The following is a 25118-nucleotide window of genomic DNA, read 5'->3' on the forward strand; positions in this document are numbered from 1 at the left end:
GTTGTCGTTCGGTGATGGCGTCCGTTGCTGCCTCGGTTTAGACCAGGGCCTCTCAGGACAGCGCGTCGTAGACGAGGTTGAAGTAGCGATTGGTCCGGGCGGAGCCCTCGACACCCGGGCCCATCTTGTTCATCACGTAGGCGATCGTCGTACGCCGATCGGGGTTCATCGTCTCCCATGAGCCACCCCAACCGCCCCAGAAGCAGATCTTCTCGTCAGGCACGAACGGAATGGATTCCGGCGCAGGTAATCCGAAGCCGAGTCCCCAACGGATGCGGTGCCCGGCCAGCACCAGGTCGGGCCCGTCGCACTGCACTTCGAAGATCTTCTCGATGGTCTCGGGGCGAAGGAGTCGCACGCCGCCGACCGCGCCGCCGAGCGAGACAGACGACAGGATCCGCGCCAGCGCACGCGCGTTGGTGTGGCCATTGACGGCACCCATGTCGGCGGCGCGCCACTCCAGGGTGTTCGCGGCCGTGGGGTCCGGCGCGGGACCGGTGAAAGTCTTCAGCATCTGCTCGGTCCACTGGTCCAGCGGTGGGAGGCCCTCCATCGGATCTGCCGCGGGGATGATCTCTGCGATCCGCGCGAAATCCTCGGGCGCGGTACCGATCTGGAAGTCCGCGCCCAGTGGGCCTGCGATCTCGTCGGCGACGAACTGCTTGAGCGTCTTACCGGTGACACGCCGTACCACCTCACCGATCAGGTGACCGTGCGTCAGGGCGTGGTAGCCCGACGCCGTACCAGGCTCCCACCACGGCGCCTGCGCGGCGAGCATGGCCGTGGATTTCTCCCAGTCATAGACGTCCTCGATGACGACGGGTTGGTCCCAGCCCGAAACGCCGGACGTATGGGTGAGCAGATGTCGGAACTCGACCTCTTCCTTGCCGTTCGCGGCGAACTCCGGCCAGACACTCGCGACACGCGTGCTCGGCTCGATGAGACCGCGATCGATCACCATCAGGCCCGCGAGCGCGGTCACCGTCTTGGTGGAGGACCAGACGTTGACGATGGTGTCCGCCGTCCACGGCCTGGTCTTGGCGGCGTCCGCGTGGCCACCCCACATGTCGACGACGGTCTCACCGCCGATGTCGATCGCGATGGCGGCGCCGACCTCGCCACCGGTGGTGATCTCGTCGGCAAGTGCCTCGGCGACCTTGTCGAAACGGGCGTCCCAGTGTCCGTGAACCACTTTGTCCATCGAGCCATCATGCTCTGGGCCGCAATCACCTCGCCAGCAGCACGACCGTGCTTCGCGGATTGGCGATGTAGATGCCGGGCGGATCGATGGGCACTTCCGCCCCTGCCGTCACGAAGTCCTCGTCCGCCCGCAGGCTGGTGTCGATGGCCCGGAACCACCGGCTGCCGGCAGGCAGCGACGGGAGGCTGATCCACTTTGACTCGAAATGGGCATTGAGGACCACGTAGAGCCGGGATGCGTCGACGGTTGAACCGTCCTGCGCCGTGTCCAGCTGGCAGCACAACGTCCGCAGTTCTGCGTCGTTCCAGTTTGGCGTGCGCAGATCGGGACTGAACCAGGTCAGGTCGGCAACTCCGTCGTCGTCCAGGTCCTTGCCGAGAAGGAATCTCCGCCGCTGCAGCACGGGGTAACGCTGCGTGAACGCGATCAGCCTGCGCACGAAGTTGACCTGATCTTGGTTGCGCTGCACCAGATTCCAGTCGAACCAGCTGATCTCGTTGTCCTGGCAGTAGGCATTGTTGTTGCCTCGTTGCGTGCGCGCGAACTCGTCGCCGCCCAGAATCATCGGCGTTCCCGAGGACAACAACAATTCGCAGAAGAAGTTCTTCATCTGCTGCCCGCGCAGGGCGAGTACCGCCGGATCGTCGGTCTCCCCTTCGGCACCGCAGTTCCACGAACTGTTGTCGCTGGAGCCGTCCCGATTGTCTTCGCCGTTGGCCTCGTTGTGCTTCTGGTCGTATGAGACCAGATCGTGCAGGGTGAAGCCGTCGTGGCAGGTGACGAGGTTGACACTGTTGTACGCAGATCGGCCGTCGTCGCCGTAGAGATCGTCGGAACCCGTGATGCGGGATCCGAGATCGGCTACCTGTGCGGCGTCACCCTTTACGAAGCGGCGCACGGTGTCTCGGAACTTGCCGTTCCATTCGGACCAGTCGACGGGGAAGTTGCCGACTTGGTAGGTGCCGACGTCCCACGGTTCGGCGATCAGGATGGTGCGCTGCCGGTTGAGGACGGGATCCTGGGCCACCGCGTCGAAGAACGCTGCTGACGCACTGAACCCTCCGCCTTCTTCGCGGCCGAGCACCGAGGCCAGATCGAAGCGGAAGCCGTCCACCCCCATCACCTCGACCCAGTACCGCAGTGAGTCCATCGCCAGACGGATGACTGCCGAACTGTCGAAGCGCAGGCTGTTGCCGCAGCCCGTGTAGTTCATGTAGTAGCGCGCAGGCGCTTCGGGTGGCCCGGTCAGGCTGTAGTACGAGGGGTTGTCGATGCCACGAAACGACATCGTCGGTCCCATCTCGTTGCCCTCGCCGGTGTGGTTGTAGACGACGTCGAGGATGACCAAGATGTCAGCCCGGTGTAGCTCGCGGACCAGGGTCTTGAATTCGGTGACCTGGCAGCCGGGTGTCGTGCCTGCCGCATACGACGACTCTGGGGCGAAGAACCCGATCGAGTTGTATCCCCAGTAGTTGGTCAGGCCTCTGTCGTGCAGGAAGTCGTCGACGTAGTATTCGTGCACCGGTAGGAGTTCGACCGCGTTGACGCCCAGTTCCTTCAGGTAGGGAATCTTCTCGATGAAACCCAAATAGCTGCCGGGGTTTTCGACGGATGACGACGGATGCGCCGTGAATCCCTTCACGTGCACCTCGTAGATGATCAGTTTCTCGAGACCGAGCGCGGGAGCCGTCGTTCCCTGCCAGTCGAAGGCGTCGTCGACGACGACCGCCTTCGGCACGATCGACGAGTTGTCGCGGGTGTCGGTCGCCAGATCTGCCCGACCGGAGCCAGGATCGTAGGCAAGCAGGAGATTGTCGGTGTTGCGGAACTTTCCCGTCACCGCCTTCGCATACGGATCGAGCAGCAGCTTGGCGTCGTTGAAGCGCAGTCCGCACTCCGGCTTGTAGTCGCCACGCATCTTGTACCCGTAGAGCTGGCCTGGTCCAACACCGTGAACGAACGCGTGCCAGACGAACTTGTCACGGAGCGTCAACTCGATGACGTCCGTCGGATCGCCGTCGGCCGTGTCGAACAGCAGAAGGAAGGCCGCTGCGGCGTTCCGGGAGTACACCGCGAAGTTCACCCCATCGGCGGAGGGAGTGGCGCCCAGCGGGTACGGCGCGCCCCCGTCGATGACCTTCTTCGTCTCGTGCGTCAGTGGTTTCGACATACGCCCTCCAAGTGCCCGGACCGCAGAACGACATTCTCTGCCATCCGGAGTGGCGCGCGCGTCGAGGGCTGGGTTTAGCGGCCAGCGTCCCAGGTGTCCTTGACCCGCTGCAGGCCGTCGGGGGTGAGCCTGCCGAACAACCGCAGCCGCGCCATGCCGCCGTCGGGGTGAACGTCGAGCCGGGCCTCGGTGACGGGTCGGTCGTCGTCGATCAGGAAGCGGTGCCTGGTGTCGGGCTGCAACTCCGTTGTCGGCAAGAGCTCGAACCAGTCGCCTGAGCCGTCGCGCCCGGTCAGGCGAGCCCAGCCCGGCGCGTTGCCGATGAAGTAGGACGTGTCGAACTCCGCCGCCATGACAACGCCCTGACTCGCCAAATGCATCTGCACCCAGTCGTTTCCGGCGTCGCGCCGCCGCGACGTCTCCCAACCCTCGCCCATGGTGCGAGCCCCGCCGGGCAGTAGCAGGTTGTTCGGCGAGCCGTAGAACATGTTGGAGCAGGCCGTGATCCGGCCACCGCTCTCCAGCGCGGCCAGATCGAGCGGCAGCCCGTCGACGAACCTCGGGTCCAGCAGGGCCTCCCCGTGCACCCGGAACCGCGCGATCCCACCGTCGGGGTACATCGACAGCCGGACGTGCGACCAGCGCCGCCCGGAGTCCACCTGGAACGGGTTGCGGGTGTCGCCGTCGACCGAGCTGCGCTCGACGATGGTCGTCCACTGGGCCTTCTCCACCAGCTCGTCGGCCGACGGGTGGCCCGGCACGTAGGCGGCTTCGATCGAGATCTGCGGGGGGTAGTTGCCGGTGAACCAGGCGGTGTCGACCACGACGCCCCGCACGATGCCCGGCACGCCGAGCCGCACGATCGCCGAGTCGCAAGAGTCGACGGTGGCTCCGCGGCGCCGCCTGGTTTCCCAGCCGTCGTACACCTGGCCCTTGTGCCCGAAGGTCGCAGGCCGGAACTCAGGTGGCGCAGGCTTGATCAGGTTTTCCTTCTCGGCGAACAGCTCGTCGTTGGCCCACAACACGGCCCCACCGGCGGGGCGGGCGGCCAGATCGGGCAGCGACAGGAAGCGCGGAGACGCGGAAGGGGTGGTGCTCACTTAGACGAGCCTAAGCGAGCGTGGCGTTCCTACCAGTTGTGGTAGCCGCCTTCGGGTCCCAGCATGCGCTCCAGGCGCGTCCGATTGATCTTGGCCAGCTCGTTGCGGAGCACCTTGCGCTCGGTCTCGACGTCGTTGTGCATGCGGTCGGACACCGTGCCAAGCACGTCGGATGCGCACAGGCCGCCGACGTACATGACGAACCCGAACCCGAACTTGTTCGCGTACTGCCCGGCGGCCTCGGCCAGGCCGTTCATCACCTCGGCGTCGTCGTCCCAGATCGCGCACTGCTCGGCCCGCGACTTCGCGCTGCGGGGCCGACGGCCGACGTGCGGACATGCGTCGAGGATCTGGTCGACCGTGGCCTCGGACAGCGCGAAGAGCATGAAGTCGGCGCGACGAAACAGCGCGTCGTGATCGTCATAGGCGCGGCCGCGCGCTAGATCGCGGGCCAGCGCCAGACTGTTGCAGCATTCGTAGAGCGCGTACACGGCCTTGCGTTCCGGCAGCGCGTTGAACGCGTCGAGCCCGATCCCCTGATGCAAGAGCACATCGTCATGATCGAAGGCCGAAGACACGTGCGGGTTACCACGTGTTACGGCAGCAATAAATCAGTGTTGGAGCTTCTTCGCGCAAGCGCTCATCAGTGACCCGTGGTCTTGAACCGCTCGATCGACCTCAGCACCTCGGCCTCGGCCTCCGCGCGGCCCGTCCAGTCGGCGGCCTTCACGAACTTGTTCGGCTCCAGGTCCTTGTAGTGCACGAAGAAGTGCTTGATCACCTCGAGCTCGAACGACGGCACGTCGGCGAGCTCGTTGATGTGATTCCAGCGCACGTCGCCGGCGGGCACGCACAGCACCTTGTCGTCGCCGCCCGCCTCGTCGGTCATCTGGAACATCGCCACGGGGCGCGCCTCGACGATGGCGCCGGGGAACACCGACTCCGGCAGCAGGACCAGCGCGTCCAACGGGTCGCCGTCCTCGCCGAGGGTGTTCTCGATGAACCCGTAGTCGGCGGGATAGCCCATGGATGTGTAGAGGTAGCGGTCGAGCTTGACCCGGCCGGTCTCGTGATCCACCTCGTACTTGTTGCGCGAACCCTTAGGGATCTCGATGACGACGTCGAACTCCACCGCCGCGGCTCCTTCACATCTGCTGGGGGTCGTCGGGTGACGACGCGGGGCCAGCTTAGACGAGCGATATCCTGCACTACACGGGTTGCTCGGCAGCCCTCCGATCCCAGGAGACTCATGCGGCCCGCTCGATGGCGTCGATCCACTCACGTGGTGATCGGCGTGGCGGTGCTGCTCGTCGCCGCAGCGGTGGTCGCCGTGGCCGCCGTCATCACCTCGGGTGGCCGCTCCACCAGCGAGGCCAAGACCGTCAAACCGCAGCCAGCGCCCGCACTGGCCGCGCCGGGCGTCACCGCCCTTGCGGAGACCGCGCCCAAGCCAACGCCGGACAAGCTCACCGCGGCCCTTGCCCCGTTCGTCGCCGACCCGAACCTCGGCGCCTTCACCGGCCGCATCACCGATGCGACGACCGGAGCGCAATTGTGGGCACAGGGCGCGAGCATCCCGATGCAGCCTGCGTCGGTCAACAAACTGCTCACCACCGCCGCTGCGCTGCTGACCCTCGACCGTGACGCGCGACTGACCACCACGGTGCTCACCGACCCGGACACCCCTGGGCTGCTCATCCTCAAGGGGGGCGGCGACCCGACGTTGTCGGCGGCGGCGCCTGCCACGCCGACGTGGTACCGCGACGCAGCACGGATCAGTGACCTGGCCGAGCAGGTGCGCCGCGCGGGGGTCGCCGTCACCGCCGTTCAGGTCGACGCCACCGCCTTCAGCGGGCCGACCATGGCGCCAGGGTGGGATCCGCTGGACATCCTGAACGGTGACATCGCCCCGATGGAGGCGGTGATGCTCGACGGCGGCCGAACCCAGCCGGTCAGCGTGGACTCCCGGCGGTCGGCCACCCCGGCACTCGATGCGGGCCGCGCGCTTGCCGCGTCGTTCGGCGTCGATGCCCCAGCCGTCACCTTCGTGACCGCGCCGGTGGCAGGCGCGAAGACGATCGCGACGGTGCAGTCTCCGCCGCTGATGGAACGGCTGCACGAGATGATGAACGCCTCGGACAACGTGATGGCCGAATCGATCGGCAGGGAAGTCGCCGCGGCCAAGAGCCGTCCGCAGAGCTTCCCCGGCGGCGTGCAGGCCGTGCTTGGTCAACTCGACGGTGCCGGGATCGACACCACCGGTGCCGCACTGGTTGACTCCAGCGGGCTGTCGATCGACGACAGGCTGACCGCGGAGACGCTCGACGAGGTGGTCGGCGCCGCCGCGGGCGACAAGACGCCCGCACTGCGCCCGCTGCTGGACCTGTTGCCGATCGCCGGGGGCAGCGGCACGCTGTCCAACCGCTACCTCGACACCGACCCGGGCCGTGCCGCCGCCGGCTTCCTTCGGGCCAAGACCGGCTCGCTGACCGGAACCAACACGCTGGCGGGCGTCGTCACCGATGCCAGCGGCCGCGTTCTGACGTTCGCGCTGATGTCCAACAACGCCGGCCCCACCGGCCGCACCGCGATCGACGCGCTCGCCGCGACCCTGCGCTCCTGCGGATGCGGCTCGTGAGCCCGGCCGAGACTCCCACCGTCGGGCGCACCGTCGACTGGGGCTTCGCTGCATCCGTCGGCACCAAACTGGTCCGGCCCGCGCCACCGGTCACCGACTACACCCGCCAGCAGGCCATCGAGCAGCTGACGGAATCCTCCCGCCGGGCCGAACTTCCGGTGCGCGACGTCACGCAGCTGGAGGACGCCATCCGCAGTAATTCTGAGGCCCGTGTCATCGACCGCGGCGAATGGGTGCGCGCGGCAACGGAATCGATGCGCGTCATGACCGGCGGTGAAGGCAAGTCCAGCGGCTTCATCACCGGCCGCGTCACCGGCGCGCAGACGGGTGCCGTGCTCGCCTTCATCTCGTCGGGCATCCTCGGGCAGTACGATCCGTTCGCTTCGAACGGCGGCGAGCTACTTCTGGTGTACCCCAACGTGATCGCCGTCGAGCGCCAACTGCGCGTCTCGCCTGCCGACTTCCGCCTGTGGGTCTGCCTGCACGAGGTCACCCACCGGGTTCAGTTCAAGGCCAACCCGTGGCTGGCCGAACACATGGCCCGATGCCTTGCCGTGCTCACCGACGACGGAGACCAGGACCCGGCCCAGGTCGTCGACCGGCTGTTCGCGTTGGTCCGCAGCCGTCGCAACGGCACCGATAACGAACCGCCCGAACCGAATTCCGAAGGTGTGCTTGGCATTCTGCGGGCCATCCAGTCGGAACCCCAGCGCAAGGCGCTCGATCAGTTGTTGGTGCTCGGCACGCTCCTCGAGGGGCACGCCGACCACGTCATGGACGCGGTCGGCCCCGCAGTGGTGCCATCGGTGGCCACCATTCGGCGCCGGTTCAACGAGCGCCGCGAACACAAACAGCCACCGCTGCAACGCGTCCTGCGGACGCTGCTCGGCTTCGACGCGAAGCTCAGCCAGTACACCCGCGGCAAGGCCTTCGTCGACCACGTCGTGGCAGGCGTCGGCATGGCACGGTTCAACACCGTGTGGTCTAGCCCCGAAACCCTGCCGCTGCCAAGAGAAGTCGACGAACCGCAACGATGGATCGACAGGGTTCTGTAGCGACGCTGCGCAGGGCGGTCGCCGCGCTCGCCCGCGCTCACCTTCCCGACGAAGGGCGGTGGTGCGTCGCGCTGTCGGGGGGTGCGGACTCCCTTGCCTTGACCGCCGTCGCCGCGGGGCTTCGACCCACCACGGCGTTGATCGTCGACCACGGGCTGCAAGCCGGATCACCCGACGTCGCGGCCACCGCCCGCGAGCACGCGTTGAGCATGGGTTGCGTTGACGTCCAAGTGCTTTGCGTGGACGTCGGCTCGGCAGGAGGCCCCGAGTCCGCCGCCAGGATGGCCCGCTACGCGGCCCTCGACGCTGCCCGCGGCGGCGCGCCTGTGCTGCTCGCGCACACGCTGGACGACCAGGCAGAGACGGTACTGCTTGGCCTTGGCCGCGGGTCGGGGGCCAGGTCGATCGCCGGGATGCGCCCATGGGATCCGCCGTGGTTCCGGCCCCTTCTGGGCGTGCGACGCGCACTCACGCATGCCGCATGCGTGGAACTGGGGGTGACGCCGTGGCAGGACCCCCACAACGTCGACCCCCGGTTCACCCGCGTTCGGCTGCGCGCCGAGGTGCTGCCGCTGCTGGAGGACGTGCTCGGCGGCGGGGTGGCCGAAGCGCTGGCCCGCACGGCCACCGCGTTGCGTGAGGACAACGACGCCCTCGACGAGCAGGCGGCACACGCCACGGCGGGGATGATCCCCGGAGACGGACCCGCCGTCGCGCGGCTGGCCGACCTGCCCGCGGCAGTCCGGCGCCGGGTGATCAGGGCCTGGCTGCTCGCCAGTGGCGCGAGCGACCTCACCGACGTCCAGATCCGCGGCGTGGACCGCCTCGTCACCGACTGGCGCGGGCAGGGCGGCGTCGCGGTCGGCTCCCCGCTGCGCAACGAACGGTTGTTCGCGGGCCGTCGTGACGGGGTGTTGATCACCTATCGCGAGCCGGCCTGATTGAGCCCGCTCACAGGCCGTCTTGGTCGCGGGCACGCTGACGTGGCACGCTGTTGCCGTGCCTGCAGATCGTGCCGCCGAGCTGTACCCGGGTGACATCAAGTCGGTGCTGCTCTCCGAGGACGAGATCCAGCTCCGTGTCGCCGAACTGGGTGCGGAGCTCGCCGAGCGCTACCGGGACGCCGTTTCCGAGAATGGCCAGGATCTGCTGCTGGTGACGGTGCTCAAGGGCGCGGTCATGTTCGTCACCGACCTGGCCCGAGCCATCCCGCTGCCCACCCAGTTGGAGTTCATGGCGGTCAGCTCGTACGGGTCGTCGACCTCGTCATCGGGTGTGGTGCGCATCCTCAAGGACCTCGACCGCGACATCAACGACCGCGACGTGCTCATCGTCGAGGACATCGTGGACTCCGGCCTGACCCTGAAGTGGCTGCTCCGCAATCTCGCCACGCGCCGTCCGCGGTCACTGCAAGTGTGCACGCTGCTTCGCAAACCCGAAGCCATCCGGGTGGACCTCGACATCGCCTACATCGGATTCGACATCCCCAACGAGTTCGTCGTCGGCTACGGCCTCGACTACGCCGAGCGCTACCGTGACCTGCCCTACATCGGCACTCTCGACCCAAGGGTCTACGAAGCCGAGGTTTAGGCGCAAGATGAGGGAGTGACCCGGCCAGCGCTGCGCATCTGCCCGTTCTGTGAAGCCACCTGCGGACTGACCCTCGAGATCGACGACGAAGCCGCGCGGGTGACCGCGGCCCGCGGCGACCGCGACGACGTCTTCAGCGCCGGTTTCATCTGCCCCAAGGGAGCCAGCTTCGGCGAACTCGACGGCGACCCCGACCGATTGACCGGACCACTGGTCCGTCGTGACGGCGAGCTGGTCGAAGTCAGCTGGGACGAGGCGTTCGAGGCCGCAGCCCTTGGCCTTTCCGCCGTCGTCGGCGAGAGCGGCGGGGAGTCGGTGGCGGTCTACTTCGGCAACCCGAACGCGCACACCATCGCCGGTTCGATGTACGTACCGCTGATCATCCGCGGGCTCGGTACCCATCAGGTCTACTCGGCGAGCACGCTCGATCAGATGCCCAAGCACGTCTCGCTCGGCTACATGTTCGGCAACCCCGTGGCGTTCACCGTTCCGGATCTCGACCGCACCGACTACCTCGTCGTCATCGGGGCGAATCCGTTGGTGTCCAACGGAAGTCTGGCCACTGCCGCCGACTTCGGTGGCAAGCTCAAGGTGCTGCGCAAGCGCGGTGGCCGACTAGTGGTGATCGATCCGGCCCGCACCCGCACGGCAGCGATGGCCGATCGGCACATCGCGCCGCGCCCCGGTACGGATGCCGCCCTGCTCTTCGCCGTGGTGCACGCCCTCTTCGACGAAGGGCTGGTCGATCTTGGCGACCTCGCAGAGCACGTCACCGGCGTCGACGACGTCCGTGCGCTGGCCGCCGGTTTTGCGCCAGAGGACGTCGCCGCCCACTGCGGAGTGTCGGCAGACGACATCCGGACCATCGCGCGCGAAATCGCCGCGGCCCCCTCGGCCGCGGTGTACGGCCGGATGGGAACGTCCACAGTCGAATTCGGCACCGTCGGCAGCTGGCTGGTCGACGTCATCAACGTCCTCACCGGCAATCTGGACCGACCGGGCGGTGCGATGTTCGCGCAGTCACCGGTGGGGCCCGCCGCCCGTCCGCCGAAGCCGGGCAGGGGATTCCGCACCGGGAGATGGCACAGCAGGGTCTCCGGATACCCCGAGGCGCTCTCCGAACTTCCGACCGCAGCACTTCCCGAGGAGATCGATACCGAGGGCGAAGGACAGGTCAAGGCCGTGATCACCGTCGCGGGCAACCCAGTACTGTCCGCCCCCGACGGCGACCGGCTCAGCCGCGCCCTGGCCGGGGTCGGCTTCATGCTCAGCATCGACCCCTACCTCAACGAGACCACCCGGCACGCCGACGTCATCCTTCCGCCGCCACCGCCCTCACGCAGCGCCCACTTCGACGTCGCGCTGAGCAATCTGTCGGTGCGGAACAACGCGCGGTACTCGCTACCGGTGCTGCCGCTCGACGCCGGCCGCCCCGACGAACCGGAGATTCTCTCCCGCATAGCGCTGATCCTCTATGGGCTTGGACCGTTCGCCGATCCTGCGCTGGTCGACGAACAGGTGATCGCGGCGACGTTGGCGAAGGAGACCGCCGATCCCGATTCGCCGGTGGCGGGCCGCGCGGTGGACGAGTTGACCGCCATGCTGCCGCAGGGGCCGGGTTACGAACGCCGGCTCGACATGATGCTGCGGCTGGGGCCGTACGGCGACGCCTTCGGCGCGAAACCCGATGGCCTGACCCTGGATCGGCTCAAGGACGCCCCGCACGGCATCGACTTCGGCCCGTTGCGGCCACGGCTGACCGAGGTGTTGCGGACGCCCTCTGGCAAGGTCGAACTCGCCCCAGAGCCGGTGGTGGCCGACGTGGAGAGGTTGCACGCCTCGCTCGATCGTGACGCCGACGACTTCGTTCTGATCGGCCGCCGTCACCTACGGTCGAACAACAGCTGGATGCACAACCTGCCTGCCCTCGCCGGCGGCACGAACCGCTGCACGCTGCGGATCCATCCGGACGACGCGGCCGCTCTCGGCGTCACCGACAGGGCGCGCATCAAGGGGCCAGGAGGTGAGCTGGAGGCACCCGTCGAGATCACCGGCGACATCAGGCGCGGTGTCGTCTCGCTACCGCACGGCTGGGGGCACGACCGCGGCGGAACCAGGCAGACGGTGGCCGAGGGCCAACCGGGCGTGAACGTCAACCAGCTCAACGACGGGACGTCGCTGGACCCGCTATCAGGAACCGCGGTGTTGAACGGGATCCCGGTAGAGATCAGTCCGGTTTAGCTGAGCTCGAAAACCACCGTCACCGAGAAGCCGACGGTCTGCTGACCCGGCTCGATCGGCACGGCCGCCTCGGACATGGCGTCGAACTTGGGCATCGGCGTCGGGGGCGGGACGGCGGCTCCCGCCTCGGTAATCGAGATGACCTTGCCCAGCTCCAGTCCGGACAACTGCGCGTACTGCTGGGCGCGATCCTTGGCGTCGTTGAAGGCGTGCGCACGAGCGTCCTTCACCAACTGCGAGTCGTCCTCGATGGAGAGGTTCACCGAATTGATCCTGGTGGCGTTGCCGCCCGCTGTCTGAATCGCCGTGATCACCCCGGAGGCGGCGTCGAACTTGCGGACCTTCACCTCGATCGAGTTGCTTGCCCGGTATGCGGTGATGACGGAGTTGTCCCCGTACTGCGGCTGCAGGTTGACCCCGGTGGTGCCGATGTCCTTGGCGTCGATGCCCTGGCTCTTCACCGCGTCGAGCACGGCCGTCATGCGGTCGTTGCTCTGGTTCAGCGCGGCCGTGGCGTCGGGTGCGATGGTCTCGATCGCGGCGTCGATGGTGACGGTGTCGGGCGTGCCCTCCACCTTGCCAGAGCCCACCACGGTGACCTGCCGGACGTGGGAGTCGGGGCCGCTCGCGGCCGGTGGTCCCGACGACGAATCGCACGCCGAAAGCCCTACCATCGCCAGCCCCGCCACGGCGAGCACGAGCAGTCGGGTGGGCGTCTTCGTCCGTACGGCGATCTGCATACAGGCACCCTACAGATTCGGCTCGACCAGAATCTTGCAATGTCGGTCCGGGTCGGACAGCTCGTCGAACGCCTCGCCGACCGCGTCCAGACCCACTTCGCCGGTGATCATCGGGGCCACGTCCACCTCGCCATCGGCGATCGATCGCAGCGAGTTCGCGAACTCGGCGGGGTCATAGCCGAACACGAACTGCAGGTTGATCTCCTTGGCGATCCCGAAGAACGGATGCACCGCGTCGGGCTGCATGCAGACCCCCGCGACGACGAGCCGGGTTCGGCTCGGCGCCCTGCGCAGCACGTCGTCGATGACGCCGGGCGCACCGACCGCCTCGAAGACGACGGCGGGCGAGGTCGATTCGAACGGTGAACCATCGGCCGGGTCGACGGTGCGGTGCGCCCCGACGGCCAACGCCAGCTCTCGACGCTTCGCCGAGAAGTCCGACGCCACAATCGTTTCCACACCGCGAGCCTTCAGTGCGGCGATGATCGCGATCCCGATCGGTCCACACCCGATGACCAACGCCGTCTCGCCGCGGGTGATGTCGGACTTGTTGACCGCGTGCAGGCCGACCGCCATGGGTTCGGTGAGCGCGGCGTGCCGGGCGTCGAGCCCGTTGGGCACCGACAGCAGCAGCGGCGCAGACAACACCATCCGTTCGGCATAACCACCGAGCGTGGTGTTGCTGTAGACGATCATCTCCACGCCTGCCTGCGACAGCAGCACCGGCACCGACGCGACCAGGGTGCCCGCCGGCGGTGCCTCGGTGCCCGGCCCGGCGTCGAGGATCTCGGCGCTGAACTCGTGGCCCATGAACACGTCGGCCCCGAGGTCCACCGACACACCCACCCCGGCGGGCAGACCCTCCAACTGGGCGCTCGCCGCGAGCACGTCGTCCCCGTGCTTGGCGAAGTGCAGGTCCGACCCGCAGATCCCGCATGCCTTGACGTCGACCAGCACCTGGCCTGGCCCAGGGACGGGCTCGGGCAGGTCGTCGCGGTAGACCATGCGTCCGCCGCGCAGCACCGAGCCGCGCATCAGGTGCGCTCCGCCGGCTGAGCAGCGGCCGTCTGCTCGTCGACGTGTTCGGTGATCGCATTGACGATCGCCTGGCCGGCCCGGCCGAACAGCTGATCCCGGATGCCCTTTGCCCATTCGTGCGACTCTTGGGGCGCGCCGAGCTGACCCTTGAAGTGCGGCATCACCTCTCGCGCGAACAGCTCATAGGAATGGAAGGTGGCAGCGGGCGACGCCCAGTCGTGGCCGAGCAGCAGGAAGGTCCCGAACCCGCCGGACCTGTCCAGCAGATCCTGAATGTAGGTCACCGCCTCGGCAGGCGTGCCGATGCAGCAATTGCCCTTGCTCGCATAGTCTTCGACGAACTCCCGTGGCGTCTGGCCGCCTTCGACCTCGTTGTTGAGTGGTACGAAGCCTGCGGCACCGAAGTACTCCGCGAAGTCCTGCAGGCCGTACGTGCAGTCGTCGATCGCCTGGTCCTTGGTATCGGCCAGGTGGACGATGCCGAGCACCCGCCAGTCCTTGCGGTCGGGTGCGTCGCGGCCCGACTTGGCGGCCTGGTCGCCGACGACGTCCCAGGTGGTCTCCAGCGCGGCGAAACCGCCGGGCACCGACATCGACAGCGAGAGCAGCGAGGTGCCGAGCGACCCGGCCAGCCGTGGACCGGACGGGGAGATCATTGCTGCGCAGGCGATTTCGGGGTACGGCCAGGTGTATGGCCGCATGTGCAGTGCGGCGTCGCGCAGCGTGAACCAATCCGTCTCCCTGCTGATCCGCTCGCCGGGGCCTGCACGGAAGAGCGCGAGGATCGCCTCGAGCGACTCCTGCATCATCGGCCGCTGGTCCATCGGGTCGATGCCCATCATGTAGGCATCCGATGGCAGCGCTCCAGGGCCGGTGCCGAAGATCACCCGCCCGCGTGTGAGGTGGTCGAGCAGCACCCATCGGTCGGCCACCATCAACGGGTGGTGGTAGGGCAGCGACACCACGCCGGTGCCGAAGCGGATGTGCTTGGTGCGCTCGGCGGCCGCCGCGATGAACACCTCGGGGCAGGCGATCAACTCGTAACCACCAGAATGGTGCTCGCCGAACCAGGCCTCGTCGAAGCCGAGGCGGTCCAGCGCCTCGACCCGGCCCATGTCGTATTGCAGTGCGTTGGTGGGGGATTGGCCGACTGGATGGAACGGGGTGATGAACACCCCGAAGTTCAGTGGCTTGCTCACTTCGCCTCCAATTCGGCGAGGAACTTCAGCAGTTCCGCGTTGACCTCGTCCGGCCGCTCCTGCTGAAGCCAGTGCCCGGCACCGTCGAGCAGAACTTCGCGGTACGGGCCGGACACGACGTCGGACATCCGGTCGCGCGGTGTGAAGCCGAGCACGGGGTCCGCGGTTCCTGCGATGAACAGCGTCGGCACCGAGATGGTGGACGCGGGCGTGTTCTCGGTCAGCTCCCAGTTGCGGTCGAAGTTGCGGTACCAGTTCAGCGGTCCGGTGAAGCCGGTGCGGGTGAACTCGGCGACGTAGTGGTTGATCTCGTCCTGGCTGATCCAATCCGGCGGGCCGACGGGCTCCGGGAGCCGGTCGATGAAGCCTTCTGGACCCGGCGCGAACATCCGCGCCGCAGCGGCCTCGTCGGCATCCGATCGCAGCCCGCCGATCATCCGGCGAATCGTTCTGGCCGGATCGCCGCCGAGTTCCGCATCGGCGACGCCGGGCTCCTGGAAGTACAGCATGTAGAAGAAGTTCTCGCCGAAGATGCCGCGCCAGATCTGTGTGGGCGGCGCAAGCGCTCTCGGTACCGGAGGCACGCTGAGCGCGACCACGCCCGACACCCGGTCCGGGTGGAACAGCGGAAAGTTGGTCACGACGGGTGAGCCCCAGTCGTGCCCGATCACCACGGCCTTCTCGGCGCCGACGTCGTCCAGCAAGCCGGCGATGTCACCCGTCAGCGCCACGATGTCGTAGGCGTCGACCGAATCCGGCTTGGTCGAGCCGCCGTAACCGCGCTGATCGGGGGCCAGCACGTGGTAGCCGGCATCGGCCAGGACCGGTATCTGGTGTCGCCAGGAGTAGGCCAGCTCCGGGAAGCCGTGTGCCAGCACCACGACGGGCGCGCCGCGGTCGCCGGCCTCGGTCACCCGCAACTGCACGCCATTGGTGTTGACTATCCGTTCGGTGGATGTGATCACCGTCTCAGTCTGCACGGCTTCGCCCTCGGCTCAATAAGCCGTCGGGAACTGTGCGACGTTGGTCTAGCGGTAGCCTGAACTGACCCAGCTGTGCGTATCGGAAGGACCTGGCCCTCGAAGGCCGATGCTCGATGAACCGAAAAAATGTCATCCGTACCCTGACCGCGGTCACGGTGGTCCTGCTCCTGGGTTGGTTTTTCCTCTACTTCAGCGACGACACCCGCAACTACACGCCCGTCGACACCTCGGTGGCGATGAGCCAGATCAGCGCCGACAACGTCAAGACCGCGCAGATCGACGACAGCGAACAGCAGCTTCGCCTCGACCTCAAGAGCGGTAACGGCGACACCGAGGGCAAGACGCAGCTCCTCACCAAGTACCCGACGGGCTACGGCGTGGATCTGTTCAACGCGCTCAGCGCCAAGAACGTCAAGACCAACACCGTGGTCAAGCAGGACAGCGTCTTCACGTCGCTGCTGTTCTATCTGCTGCCTCTGCTGCTGCTGGTCGGGCTGTTCGTGATGTTCTCCCGCATGCAGTCCGGCGGCCGGATGGGCTTCGGCTTCGGCAAGTCGAAGGCCAAGCAGCTCGGCAAGGACATGCCCAGCACCACGTTCGCCGACGTCGCAGGCGTCGATGAGGCGGTCGAGGAGCTCTACGAGATCAAGGACTTCCTACAGAACCCGTCGCGGTACCAGGCGTTGGGCGCCAAGATCCCGAAGGGCGTGCTGCTCTACGGCCCGCCAGGCACCGGCAAGACGCTGTTGGCCCGCGCGGTCGCGGGCGAGGCCGGCGTGCCGTTCTTCACCATCTCGGGTTCGGACTTCGTCGAGATGTTCGTCGGCGTCGGCGCGTCTCGCGTCCGCGACATGTTCGAACAGGCCAAGCAGAACAGTCCCTGCATCATCTTCGTCGACGAGATCGACGCCGTCGGCCGCCAACGCGGCGCAGGCCTCGGCGGTGGCCACGACGAACGCGAGCAGACGCTGAACCAGCTGCTGGTCGAGATGGACGGCTTCGGCGAGCGCCAGGGCGTCATCCTCATCGCGGCCACCAACCGGCCCGACATCCTCGACCCGGCCCTGCTGCGGCCCGGTCGGTTCGACCGCCAGATTCCGGTGTCCAACCCCGACATCGCGGGCAGGCGCGCCGTGCTGAGGGTGCACTCGCAGGGCAAGCCCATCGCACCCGACGCCGACCTCGACGGACTGGCCAAGCGGACCGTCGGAATGTCGGGCGCCGACCTGGCCAACGTCATCAACGAGGCCGCGCTGCTGACCGCCCGCGAGAACGGCACCATCATCACCGGGGCCGCGCTGGAGGAAGCCGTCGACCGGGTCGTCGGCGGTCCGCGCCGCAAGGGCCGCATCATCAGCGAGCACGAGAAGAAGATCACCGCCTACCACGAAGGCGGGCACACGCTGGCCGCGTGGGCGATGCCGGACATCGAGCCGATCTACAAGGTCACGATCCTGGCGCGCGGACGCACCGGCGGTCACGCCGTCGCGGTGCCCGAGGACGACAAGGGTCTGATGACCCGCTCGGAGATGATCGCGCGTCTGGTCTTCGCGATGGGCGGACGTGCCGCCGAGGAACTGGTGTTCCGCGAGCCGACCACCGGCGCGGTGTCCGACATCGATCAGGCCACCAAGATCGCCCGCGCCATGGTCACCGAATACGGCATGAGCTCCAAGCTCGGTGCGGTCAAGTACGGCACCGAGCACGGGGATCCGTTCCTGGGCCGCACCATGGGCAACCAGGCCGACTACAGCCACGAGGTCGCCCAGATCATCGACGACGAGGTCCGCAAGCTGATCGAGGCGGCTCACACCGAGGCGTGGGAGATCCTCACCGAGTACCGAGACGTGCTCGACACTCTGGCTGGTGAACTGCTGGAGAAGGAGACGCTGCATCGCGTCGAGCTTCAGGCTCTGTTCTCCGAGGTGAAGAAGCGGCCGCGGCTCACCATGTTCGACGACTTCGGTGGTCGCGTGCCGTCGGACAAGCCGCCGATCAAGACGCCCGGCGAGCTGGCCATCGAGCGCGGCGAGGAGTGGCCGAAGCCGGCGCCCGAGCCCGCCTTCAAGGTGGCCATCGCGGCCGCGACCAAGGCCGCAGAGGCCGCAGCGCGGCACAACGGCTCGAATGGCGTTGGCGGCAACGGTTCTCCGGTCAACGGCAGCGGCGGGCATCCCAACGCGGCGCCAGGAGCCGGACCCACCCAGCCCGACTACGGCGCCCCCGCGGGCTGGCACGCGCCCGGCTGGCCACCTCAGCATCCCGGTCAGCACCCCCAGGGTTACTGGTACCCGCCGCCACCGCCGCCACCGCCGCCCCCGTCGGGCTGGCAGCCGCAGGCCCCGTACCCGCCCTATCAGCAGCCATACCCACAGCCTGGGCATCATGTCCCGCAGAGTGGCGCACCCGCCACCCCGCATGACGAACAGGGTCACGGCGACCGGTCGGACGACCGCCAAAACCCGCCGCCGCCTGGCTGACACGAACGGAGCCACCAGATGACGCGGTCGCAGATCGATCCGGCCACGCTCACCCTCCCCGAGTTCGACCAGGTCAGAGCCGAAGCCGCCGTGCGCGAGCTGCTGATCGCCATCGGAGAGAACCCGGAGCGCCAAGGCTTGGTCGACACCCCGGCGCGGGTGGCAAGGGCGTACCGGGAGATGTTCGCCGGCCTCTACGTCGATCCCGACGACGTGCTCAACACGACGTTCGACGAGGAGCACGACGAACTGGTGCTGGTCAAGGACATCCCGATGTACTCGACGTGCGAGCACCACCTGGTGTCCTTTCACGGTGTGGCGCACGTCGGCTACATCCCCGGGGTGGACGGCCGGATCACAGGCCTGTCCAAGCTCGCCAGGGTGGTGGACCTTTACGCCAAGCGGCCGCAGGTGCAGGAGCGACTGACGGGGCAGGTTGCCGATGCGATGATGCGCAAGCTCGATCCCCGTGGCGTCATCGTCGTCGTCGAGGCCGAACACCTCTGCATGGCGATGCGAGGCGTCCGCAAGCCGGGGGCCACCACCACGACCTCGGCGGTGCGTGGGCAATTCAAGACCGACTCGACGTTGCGATCCGAGGCGCTGGATCTCATCCTGCGGAGGTGAGCCCGACGCGGACCACCTCAAACCCCGTCGCTTCGCTCGCCACGCTGGTGATGGGGGTCGTCAACGTCACCGACGACTCCTTCTCCGACGGAGGGCTCTTCCTCGACCGCGATCGCGCCGTCGAGCACGGTCTGGCGTTGGCGGCACTCGGTGCGGCGATCATCGACGTCGGCGGTGAGTCCACCCGCCCCGGTGCCACCCGCGTCGACGCGGCCATCGAGACGGCCCGGGTGATACCGGTGATCAAAGAGCTTGCTGGGCAAGGGATCACGGTCAGCATCGACACGATGCACGCAGACGTGGCACGGGCCGCGCTTGAGAACGGCGCTGGGATCGTCAACGACGTCTCCGGTGGCATGGCCGATCCGGCGATGGCTCCGTTGCTCGCCGACGCGGGGGTGCCATGGGTGTTGATGCACTGGCGCTCGGTCAGCGCGGATGTTCGGCCGCACCAGGCGCCCGAGTACGGCGACGTCGTCGCCGACGTCCGCACCGAACTCTTGCGCAGCGTGGACGCCGCGATATCGGCCGGGGTCGACCCCGCTCAGCTGATCATCGATCCGGGACTGGGTTTCGCCAAGAACGCCGAGCACAACTGGTCGCTGCTACGCGCGCTGCCGCAGTTGGTCGCGACGGGGATCCCCGTGCTGGTCGGTGCGTCCCGCAAGCGCTTCCTCGGGGCGCTGCTGGCCGCCCCCGACGGAACGCCGCGGGAACCGGCAGGCCGGGAAACCGCCACCGCGGTGATCTCCGCACTGGCCGCTCAACACGGGGTGTGGGGTGTGCGGGTGCACGACGTAGGGGCGAGCGTCGACGCGATCAAGGTCGTCGAGGCGTGGGGCGGTGAAGCTAGTGACTGATCGAATCGAATTGCGCGGCTTGACTGTTCGGGGCAATCACGGCGTGTTCGAACACGAACGACGGGACGGCCAGGACTTCGTCATCGACATCACGGTGTGGATCGACCTCGCTGCTGCGGCGGCGAGCGACGATCTCGTCGACACGCTCGACTACGGAGTACTCGCCAAGCGGGCGGCCGACGTCGTGGCTGGGCCGCCGCGCAACCTGATCGAGACCGTGGCCGCCGAGATCGCCGAGGGCACGATGACCGACGAGCGGGTGCACGCCGTCGAGGTCGTCGTGCACAAGCCAAGCGCGCCGATCCCCTTGACGTTCAACGACGTTGCCGTCGTCGCGCGGCGGTCGCGGCGCGGCCGGAGTGACGCATGAGTCGAGTGGTCTTGTCGATCGGGTCCAACCTCGGCGATCGGCTGGCGCTGCTGCAGTCGGTGGTCGACGGGCTCGGCGATGCCGTCCGGTCGGTGTCACCGGTCTACGAGACGGACGCGTGGGGCGGGGTCGAACAGGGCCCGTTCCTCAATGCGGTCGTCGTGGCCGACGACGACGCCCTTGACTGTCACGGCTGGCTGGAACGCGGCCAGGAAATCGAGAATGCCAGCGGGCGGGTCCGCGACAAGCGTTGGGGCCCACGCACACTCGACGTCGACGTGGTCACCTGCCATGCCGGCGCGACCGAGGTGCGGTCCGACGACGAGGCGCTCACCCTGCCGCACCCGTTCGCGCACGAGCGCGCCTTCGTCCTCGTCCCGTGGCTCGCGGTGGACGCCGCCGCCACGCTCACGGTCGGCGGCCAGGCGCGATCCGTCGCAGATCTGCTGGACGCGTTGGACCCGGCCGACCGCGACGGGGTGCGTCGCACCGACCTGGTACTGGTGACCTGATGGAGCCGACCCGGGTACGTGATCTGACGGCGGCGACGGTGGGCGCCGCGATCATCGGGTACGTCCTGGTGTACGGGCTTCACCGATGGTTCCCGCCGATCACCGTCGCTACCGGGTTGTCTCTGCTTGCGGTCGCCGCGGCCGAGGGGGGCTGGGCGTTCTACATCCGATCGAAGATCAACAACGGCAAGATCGGCCCTGGTCCTGGCCGGCTGCATCCGCTGGCCGTCGCGCGTTCGGTCACGATCGCGAAGGCATCGGCGTGGGTGGGCGCGCTTGCGCTCGGCTGGTGGTTCGGAGTGTTGGCGTACCTGATCCCGCGGCTCGACGTGCAGGCCGCAGCGGAGAACACGGCGGGCGCAGTGGTGGCGGCGGTGAGTGCACTGGCGCTGGTGATCGCCGCCCTCTGGCTCCAGCATTGCTGCAAGGGTCCCGAGGACCAGCCGGAGAACCCCGACGGCGTACCCGAGTAGCCAACGCCGCCGGTAGAAGGCCGAATCGCCGCGGTGGTCGACACGCTGGGTGACCTGTGACGGGTACAGTCGGCCCATGACCGAACCGACCCGTGGACCACGCCCTCGGCGTGGAAACCGCAGGCCGGGATGGGTTCTGCTGACGACGTTGCTGGTGTTCGCGATCGTGGCCAGCTCCGCCCTGGTGTTCACCAATCGGGTTGAGTTACTCAAGCTTGCCGTCATCATCGCGCTATGGGCCGCGGTGGCTGCGGCGTTCGTGTCGTTCATCTATCGGCGTCAGTCCGATGTGGATCAGGCCAAGGCGCGGGACCTCAAATTGGTCTACGACTTGCAACTCGACCGCGAGATATCCGCGCGGCGCGAATACGAACTGTCCGTCGAATCTCAACTCAGGCGGGAGCTCAGTTCGGAGCTGCGTGCCGAGCGGGCCGACGAGGTGGCCAGCCTGCGTGCCGAGTTGGCCGCGCTGCGCGCCAACCTCGAGATCATCTTCGACACCGACCTGCAGCATCGCCCGGCGATCGAGACCGAACGCACCAGCGTCCATACCTTCCCGGACTGGTCGAACGCCCAGGATGGGCCCGCAGGCCGGGAGCGCAGCGATCCGGGGCCAGGCAGGGTGATCAGCAGCCGGCTCGACACCGACGACCGGGACGACACCGATCCCAACACCGAAGAGAGCCCCATCATCGACGTGCCGGAAGAGCCGCATCCACCGGAACACGAATGGGCGCCGCAGGTCGTTCCCGGCGGTGCACACCGCAGACCGTCGGAGATGGACCCCGCACTGCGCGGCTGGCAGCCGTCGCCCGAGCCGCCGCGTGCCCCCGAGCCCGAGGTCCAGTCGCCGTGGTTGATGCCTGAGTCGCCGCCCCGGCCGACTCCGCCACCGCCACCGCCACCGCCGCCGCCACCAGCTGCGGCGCCTGCCCAGCAGCCGTGGCAGGAGCCCGAGCCTGCCCGACGCCACAGCCTGGGCGGTGACCCGGATTGGCGTCCGGCGCCCGCGGAGGGGCAGTTCATCCCTGCGGGCAATCCCGGGAGCAACTGGCTGTCCGAGGTGGCCGAGAACGGCTCGTCCGCGCATTCAGAACCTGCCACACCGGAGCCGCCGCCCGAGGCGCCCACGCCCGAGCCTGCGATGACGCCGCCGCCCGCCGAGGTGCCACGAGGTCGCCACTCCGACGCAGCCTCAACCGAAACCGAAGCCCCGCGGCGCGCGAGGCACTCCGCGCCCGCCGACGTCGACCCCGGCCGACGCCAGCACGCACCGACGTTGGCCCCGCCACCCGCGCCGCAGCCACCGCCCCCTCAGCCGTCCGAGTCAGAACGTGCTGCACGTCACCGTGGGCTCGAAGAACTGGAGCCGGACGACGGCCAGCACATCGGTGGCCAGCCACTATCCGAATTGCTGGCACGTTTGCAGGTCGGGTCGACGGGCGGCGGCCGGCGTCGACGTCGCGAGGAATGAGTTAATCTCTTGACGACCGTCCGGTACCCGCAGCGCGGGACTGGAACGAATTAGCTCATGACGTCAGCGAGGTCGTCTGCAGTGGGGACCCCCAACGGATTCCGTCCGGCTCGGCTTGCCGTCGGCATCGTGTCCGCCGGTCGGGTGGGTACGGCCCTTGGTCTGGCATTGGAGCGTGCCGAGCACGTCGTGGTTGCGTGCAGTGCCATCTCACAGGCGTCACGCCAGCGTGCCGAACGCCGGCTGCCCGACACCCCGGTGCTCGCGGTGGACGAGGTCGCCCGCCGGTCGGATTTGTTGCTGCTGGCCGTTCCCGACACCGAACTCGCTGGTCTGGTGTCCGGGCTGGCCGCGACCCGCTCGGTGCGGCCGGGTGCCATCGTCGCGCACACCGCGGGCGCCGCAGGCATCGCCGTACTGAACCCGCTCACCGAACAGGGCTGCGTGCCACTGGCCATTCACCCTGCGATGACGTTCACCGGTTCCGACGAAGACATCGTCCGACTGTCCGACGCGTGCTTCGGCGTCACCGCCGCCGACGAGGTCGGGTACGCCATCGCGCAGTCACTAGTGCTCGAGATCGGCGGCGAACCCTTCCGGGTACCCGAGGATGTCCGTGCGCTGTACCACGCGGCGCTTGCGCACGCGGGCAACCACGTGATCACCGTGCTGCTCGACGCCGTCGAGGCACTGCGCGGTGCGCTGAGGGGACAGGGGCTGCTCGGCCAGGAGTTGGTCGGCGACGAGCCGGGTGGCCTCGCCGAGCGCGTGATCGGCCCGCTGGCCCGCGCGTCGGTGGAGAACGCATTGCGGCGCGGCCAGGCCGCCCTCACCGGACCCGTCGCCAGGGGCGACGCGGCCGCCGTCACCGCGCACCTGCGGGCTCTTCGCGAACTGGATCCCGAACTGGCGCAGGCATATCGAACCAACTCATTGCGTACCGCCCAGCGCGCGCACGCTCCAGCCGACGTGTTCGCCGCGTTGGCCGAACCGTCGACGTCAGGAGGGCAGCCGTGACCGCCCGCAGGCCACCGAAGTTCACCGCGGGGGAGCTCAACGTCTACACGCGTCCCAAGGACGTGTCCGACGTGTCGCGCGCGCTGCGGACCACTGGACGGCGCGTCGTGTTGGTGCCGACGATGGGTGCGCTGCACGAAGGCCACCTGACGCTGGTACGGGCGGCCAAGCGCGTTCAGGGTGCGGTCGTGGTGGTGTCGATCTTCGTCAACCCCTTGCAGTTCGGCGCGGGCGAGGACCTCACTGCGTACCCGCGCCCGCTCGACGACGACCTGGCCCTGTTGCGCACCGAAGGCGTGGAGGTCGTGTTCGCGCCGACCGTCGCCGACATGTACCCGCACGGCCAGAGAACCACCGTCATGCCGGGGCCGCTCGGAGCCGAACTCGAAGGTGGTTCCCGGCCAACGCATTTCGCCGGAATGCTGACGGTCGTTCTCAAGCTGCTCCAGATCGTCCAGCCCGACCGCGCGTTCTTCGGCGAGAAGGACTACCAGCAACTGGTGCTGGTGCGGCAGATGGTCGACGACCTCGACGTCGACGTGAAGATCGTCGCCGTGCCGATCGTGCGTGAACCGGATGGCCTGGCCATGTCGTCGCGCAATCGGTACCTCGACGAGGTGCAGAGGGAACAGGCAGGCGCGCTATCGGCCGCTCTGCTCGCAGGCATGTACGGAGCGTCGCGGGGAGCGTCCGAGGCCTTGGAGGCCGCACGCGCGGTGCTCGTCGAGGTACCCGCCATCGACGTGGACTATCTAGAGGTCCGCGATACCTGGCTGGGCCCGGCGCCCGTCGAGGGAGTGGCCCGGCTGCTGGTGGCGGCGCGTCTGGGTCGGACCAGGCTTCTCGACAACATCGCAATAGACATCGGCGCATCGGCCGGCATCGACGGGCACTCCCGGGTCGAGTCGGACCAGAACCACGAATTACCTTGGAGGAATTGATGTTGCGAACCATGTTGAAGTCCAAGATCCACCGGGCCACGGTGACGCAGGCCGATCTGCACTACGTCGGCTCGGTCACCATCGACGCAGATCTGATGGACGCCGCCGATCTGCTCGAGGGTGAGCAGGTGACCATCGTCGACATCGACAACGGCAACCGGTTGGTGACCTACGCCATCACCGGTGCGCGGGGCAGTGGTGTGATCGGGATCAACGGCGCGGCAGCGCATCTGGTGCATCCAGGAGATCTGGTCATCCTCATCGCGTACGCATCGATGGAGGACGCCGAGGCCCGCGCCTACCAGCCGAGGGTGGTCTTCGTGGACGGGCAGAATCGGCAGATCGACTTCGGTCACGATCTCGCCTTCGTACCTGCTGATGCAGCCGACCTGATGTCGCCGCGGTAACG

24 protein-coding genes are annotated in these 25118 nt (G+C 67.9%); 15 read left to right on the forward strand and 9 right to left on the reverse strand.

Annotation, left to right across the window (positions count from 1 at the left end):
- Positions 1-52: 52 nt before the first annotated feature.
- The 5 genes from HNP02_RS25285 to HNP02_RS25305 form a co-directional block, all read right to left on the reverse strand.
- Positions 53-1201 carry a serine hydrolase gene (locus HNP02_RS25285; RefSeq protein ID WP_184443241.1) on the reverse strand — a complete coding sequence of 383 codons (1149 nt, stop codon included), beginning with the start codon at positions 1199-1201 and terminating at the stop codon, positions 53-55.
- Between the two features lie 25 nt (positions 1202-1226).
- Positions 1227-3371 carry a glycogen debranching protein GlgX gene (glgX, locus tag HNP02_RS25290; protein WP_184443243.1) on the reverse strand — a complete coding sequence of 715 codons (2145 nt, stop codon included), beginning with the start codon at positions 3369-3371 and terminating at the stop codon, positions 1227-1229.
- 74 nt (positions 3372-3445) lie between these two features.
- Complete coding sequence (alc, locus tag HNP02_RS25295; RefSeq protein ID WP_184443245.1) at positions 3446-4471, reverse strand: allantoicase; 1026 nt, start codon at positions 4469-4471, stop codon at positions 3446-3448.
- A 29-nt stretch (positions 4472-4500) separates the two neighbouring features.
- A complete protein-coding gene (locus tag HNP02_RS25300; protein WP_184443246.1) occupies positions 4501-5022 on the reverse strand; it encodes a 2-oxo-4-hydroxy-4-carboxy-5-ureidoimidazoline decarboxylase in 522 nt (173 codons plus the stop codon).
- A 92-nt stretch (positions 5023-5114) separates the two neighbouring features.
- Positions 5115-5603, reverse strand: coding sequence for an inorganic diphosphatase (locus tag HNP02_RS25305; RefSeq protein ID WP_184443248.1), 489 nt, complete (start codon positions 5601-5603; stop codon positions 5115-5117).
- Positions 5604-5720: 117 nt separating this feature from the next.
- On the opposite strand from HNP02_RS25305, the gene dacB reads away from it, so the two are divergent.
- From dacB to HNP02_RS25330, 5 genes are read left to right on the forward strand one after another with little or no spacing between them, the layout of a single operon-like run.
- The gene (gene dacB / locus HNP02_RS25310; RefSeq protein ID WP_184443250.1) at positions 5721-7109 is read left to right on the forward strand and encodes a D-alanyl-D-alanine carboxypeptidase/D-alanyl-D-alanine-endopeptidase; all 1389 of its coding nucleotides are present in this window, start codon (positions 5721-5723) and stop codon (positions 7107-7109) included.
- Positions 7097-8164: a zinc-dependent metalloprotease gene (locus tag HNP02_RS25315; protein ID WP_184443252.1), complete on the forward strand. Its 1068-nt coding sequence runs from the start codon at positions 7097-7099 to the stop codon at positions 8162-8164. Before dacB ends, HNP02_RS25315 begins: the two co-directional genes overlap by 13 nt.
- Positions 8143-9105 (forward strand): tRNA lysidine(34) synthetase TilS, encoded by a 963-nt coding sequence (gene tilS / locus HNP02_RS25320; protein ID WP_184443254.1) that lies wholly within the window; start codon positions 8143-8145, stop codon positions 9103-9105. The genes HNP02_RS25315 and tilS overlap by 22 nt, the downstream gene beginning before the upstream one ends.
- Before the next feature lie 22 nt (positions 9106-9127).
- Entirely contained in the window at positions 9128-9754 is a 627-nt protein-coding gene (gene hpt, locus HNP02_RS25325; RefSeq protein ID WP_184443257.1) for a hypoxanthine phosphoribosyltransferase, read from the forward strand.
- Between the two features lie 15 nt (positions 9755-9769).
- A complete protein-coding gene (locus HNP02_RS25330) occupies positions 9770-11995 on the forward strand; it encodes a molybdopterin oxidoreductase family protein (RefSeq protein ID WP_184443259.1) in 2226 nt (741 codons plus the stop codon).
- Here HNP02_RS25330 and HNP02_RS25335 read toward each other — a convergent pair.
- From HNP02_RS25335 to HNP02_RS25350, 4 genes are read right to left on the reverse strand one after another with little or no spacing between them, the layout of a single operon-like run.
- Positions 11992-12735 carry an SIMPL domain-containing protein gene (locus HNP02_RS25335; protein ID WP_184443260.1) on the reverse strand — a complete coding sequence of 248 codons (744 nt, stop codon included), beginning with the start codon at positions 12733-12735 and terminating at the stop codon, positions 11992-11994. The genes HNP02_RS25330 and HNP02_RS25335 overlap by 4 nt on opposite strands.
- Positions 12736-12744: 9 nt before the next feature.
- Positions 12745-13770 carry a zinc-binding dehydrogenase gene (locus HNP02_RS25340; RefSeq protein ID WP_184443262.1) on the reverse strand — a complete coding sequence of 342 codons (1026 nt, stop codon included), beginning with the start codon at positions 13768-13770 and terminating at the stop codon, positions 12745-12747.
- Positions 13770-14972, reverse strand: a complete 1203-nt coding sequence (locus HNP02_RS25345; protein WP_184443264.1) for an LLM class flavin-dependent oxidoreductase — start codon at positions 14970-14972, stop codon at positions 13770-13772. Before HNP02_RS25345 ends, HNP02_RS25340 begins: the two co-directional genes overlap by 1 nt.
- Complete coding sequence (locus HNP02_RS25350) at positions 14969-15937, reverse strand: alpha/beta fold hydrolase (RefSeq protein ID WP_184443266.1); 969 nt, start codon at positions 15935-15937, stop codon at positions 14969-14971. Before HNP02_RS25350 ends, HNP02_RS25345 begins: the two co-directional genes overlap by 4 nt.
- A gap of 131 nt (positions 15938-16068) precedes the next feature.
- Between HNP02_RS25350 and ftsH the strand changes: the two genes are divergently transcribed.
- From ftsH to panD, 10 genes are all read left to right on the forward strand, one after another.
- A complete protein-coding gene (ftsH, locus tag HNP02_RS25355) occupies positions 16069-18435 on the forward strand; it encodes an ATP-dependent zinc metalloprotease FtsH (RefSeq protein WP_184443268.1) in 2367 nt (788 codons plus the stop codon).
- An 18-nt stretch (positions 18436-18453) separates the two neighbouring features.
- Complete coding sequence (folE, locus tag HNP02_RS25360) at positions 18454-19062, forward strand: GTP cyclohydrolase I FolE (protein ID WP_184443270.1); 609 nt, start codon at positions 18454-18456, stop codon at positions 19060-19062.
- Positions 19063-19112: 50 nt separating this feature from the next.
- Positions 19113-19922: a dihydropteroate synthase gene (folP, locus tag HNP02_RS25365; protein ID WP_184443496.1), complete on the forward strand. Its 810-nt coding sequence runs from the start codon at positions 19113-19115 to the stop codon at positions 19920-19922.
- Positions 19915-20292, forward strand: coding sequence for a dihydroneopterin aldolase (gene folB, locus HNP02_RS25370; protein WP_184443271.1), 378 nt, complete (start codon positions 19915-19917; stop codon positions 20290-20292). The genes folP and folB overlap by 8 nt, the downstream gene beginning before the upstream one ends.
- Positions 20289-20804 carry a 2-amino-4-hydroxy-6-hydroxymethyldihydropteridine diphosphokinase gene (gene folK, locus HNP02_RS25375; protein WP_184443273.1) on the forward strand — a complete coding sequence of 172 codons (516 nt, stop codon included), beginning with the start codon at positions 20289-20291 and terminating at the stop codon, positions 20802-20804. The genes folB and folK overlap by 4 nt, the downstream gene beginning before the upstream one ends.
- Positions 20804-21277 (forward strand): DUF3180 domain-containing protein, encoded by a 474-nt coding sequence (locus HNP02_RS25380; RefSeq protein WP_184443275.1) that lies wholly within the window; start codon positions 20804-20806, stop codon positions 21275-21277. The genes folK and HNP02_RS25380 overlap by 1 nt, the downstream gene beginning before the upstream one ends.
- Positions 21278-21353: 76 nt before the next feature.
- On the forward strand, positions 21354-22751 hold the full coding sequence (locus HNP02_RS25385; RefSeq protein ID WP_184443277.1) for a DUF6779 domain-containing protein: 1398 nt from the start codon (positions 21354-21356) through the stop codon (positions 22749-22751).
- A gap of 57 nt (positions 22752-22808) precedes the next feature.
- Entirely contained in the window at positions 22809-23768 is a 960-nt protein-coding gene (locus HNP02_RS25390) for a DUF2520 domain-containing protein (RefSeq protein ID WP_184443279.1), read from the forward strand.
- A complete protein-coding gene (gene panC, locus HNP02_RS25395) occupies positions 23765-24709 on the forward strand; it encodes a pantoate--beta-alanine ligase (protein WP_184443281.1) in 945 nt (314 codons plus the stop codon). The genes HNP02_RS25390 and panC overlap by 4 nt, the downstream gene beginning before the upstream one ends.
- Positions 24709-25116, forward strand: a complete 408-nt coding sequence (gene panD, locus HNP02_RS25400; RefSeq protein ID WP_184443283.1) for an aspartate 1-decarboxylase — start codon at positions 24709-24711, stop codon at positions 25114-25116. The genes panC and panD overlap by 1 nt, the downstream gene beginning before the upstream one ends.
- Positions 25117-25118: the final 2 nt, after the last annotated feature.

The sequence above is a fragment of the Mycobacterium sp. AZCC_0083 genome (genome assembly GCF_014202335.1).
Classification (GTDB): Bacteria; Actinomycetota; Actinomycetes; order Mycobacteriales; family Mycobacteriaceae; genus Mycobacterium.

What these genes read in the sequence shown, in the direction of transcription:
- HNP02_RS25315 (WP_184443252.1), top strand. Translation starts at nt 7,097, where the DNA reads ATGCGGCTCGTGAGCCCGGCCGAGACTCCCACCGTCGGGCGCACCGTC.
- glgX (WP_184443243.1), bottom strand. Translation starts at nt 3,371, where the DNA reads ATGTCGAAACCACTGACGCACGAGACGAAGAAGGTCATCGACGGGGGC.
- HNP02_RS25380 (WP_184443275.1), top strand. Translation starts at nt 20,804, where the DNA reads ATGGAGCCGACCCGGGTACGTGATCTGACGGCGGCGACGGTGGGCGCC.
- HNP02_RS25390 (WP_184443279.1), top strand. Translation starts at nt 22,809, where the DNA reads ATGACGTCAGCGAGGTCGTCTGCAGTGGGGACCCCCAACGGATTCCGT.
- folK (WP_184443273.1), top strand. Translation starts at nt 20,289, where the DNA reads ATGAGTCGAGTGGTCTTGTCGATCGGGTCCAACCTCGGCGATCGGCTG.
- ftsH (WP_184443268.1), top strand. Translation starts at nt 16,069, where the DNA reads ATGAACCGAAAAAATGTCATCCGTACCCTGACCGCGGTCACGGTGGTC.
- folP (WP_184443496.1), top strand. Translation starts at nt 19,113, where the DNA reads ATGGGGGTCGTCAACGTCACCGACGACTCCTTCTCCGACGGAGGGCTC.
- HNP02_RS25340 (WP_184443262.1), bottom strand. Translation starts at nt 13,770, where the DNA reads ATGCGCGGCTCGGTGCTGCGCGGCGGACGCATGGTCTACCGCGACGAC.
- folE (WP_184443270.1), top strand. Translation starts at nt 18,454, where the DNA reads ATGACGCGGTCGCAGATCGATCCGGCCACGCTCACCCTCCCCGAGTTC.
- panD (WP_184443283.1), top strand. Translation starts at nt 24,709, where the DNA reads ATGTTGCGAACCATGTTGAAGTCCAAGATCCACCGGGCCACGGTGACG.
- HNP02_RS25285 (WP_184443241.1), bottom strand. Translation starts at nt 1,201, where the DNA reads ATGGACAAAGTGGTTCACGGACACTGGGACGCCCGTTTCGACAAGGTC.
- dacB (WP_184443250.1), top strand. Translation starts at nt 5,721, where the DNA reads ATGCGGCCCGCTCGATGGCGTCGATCCACTCACGTGGTGATCGGCGTG.
- tilS (WP_184443254.1), top strand. Translation starts at nt 8,143, where the DNA reads ATGGATCGACAGGGTTCTGTAGCGACGCTGCGCAGGGCGGTCGCCGCG.
- HNP02_RS25385 (WP_184443277.1), top strand. Translation starts at nt 21,354, where the DNA reads ATGACCGAACCGACCCGTGGACCACGCCCTCGGCGTGGAAACCGCAGG.
- HNP02_RS25335 (WP_184443260.1), bottom strand. Translation starts at nt 12,735, where the DNA reads ATGCAGATCGCCGTACGGACGAAGACGCCCACCCGACTGCTCGTGCTC.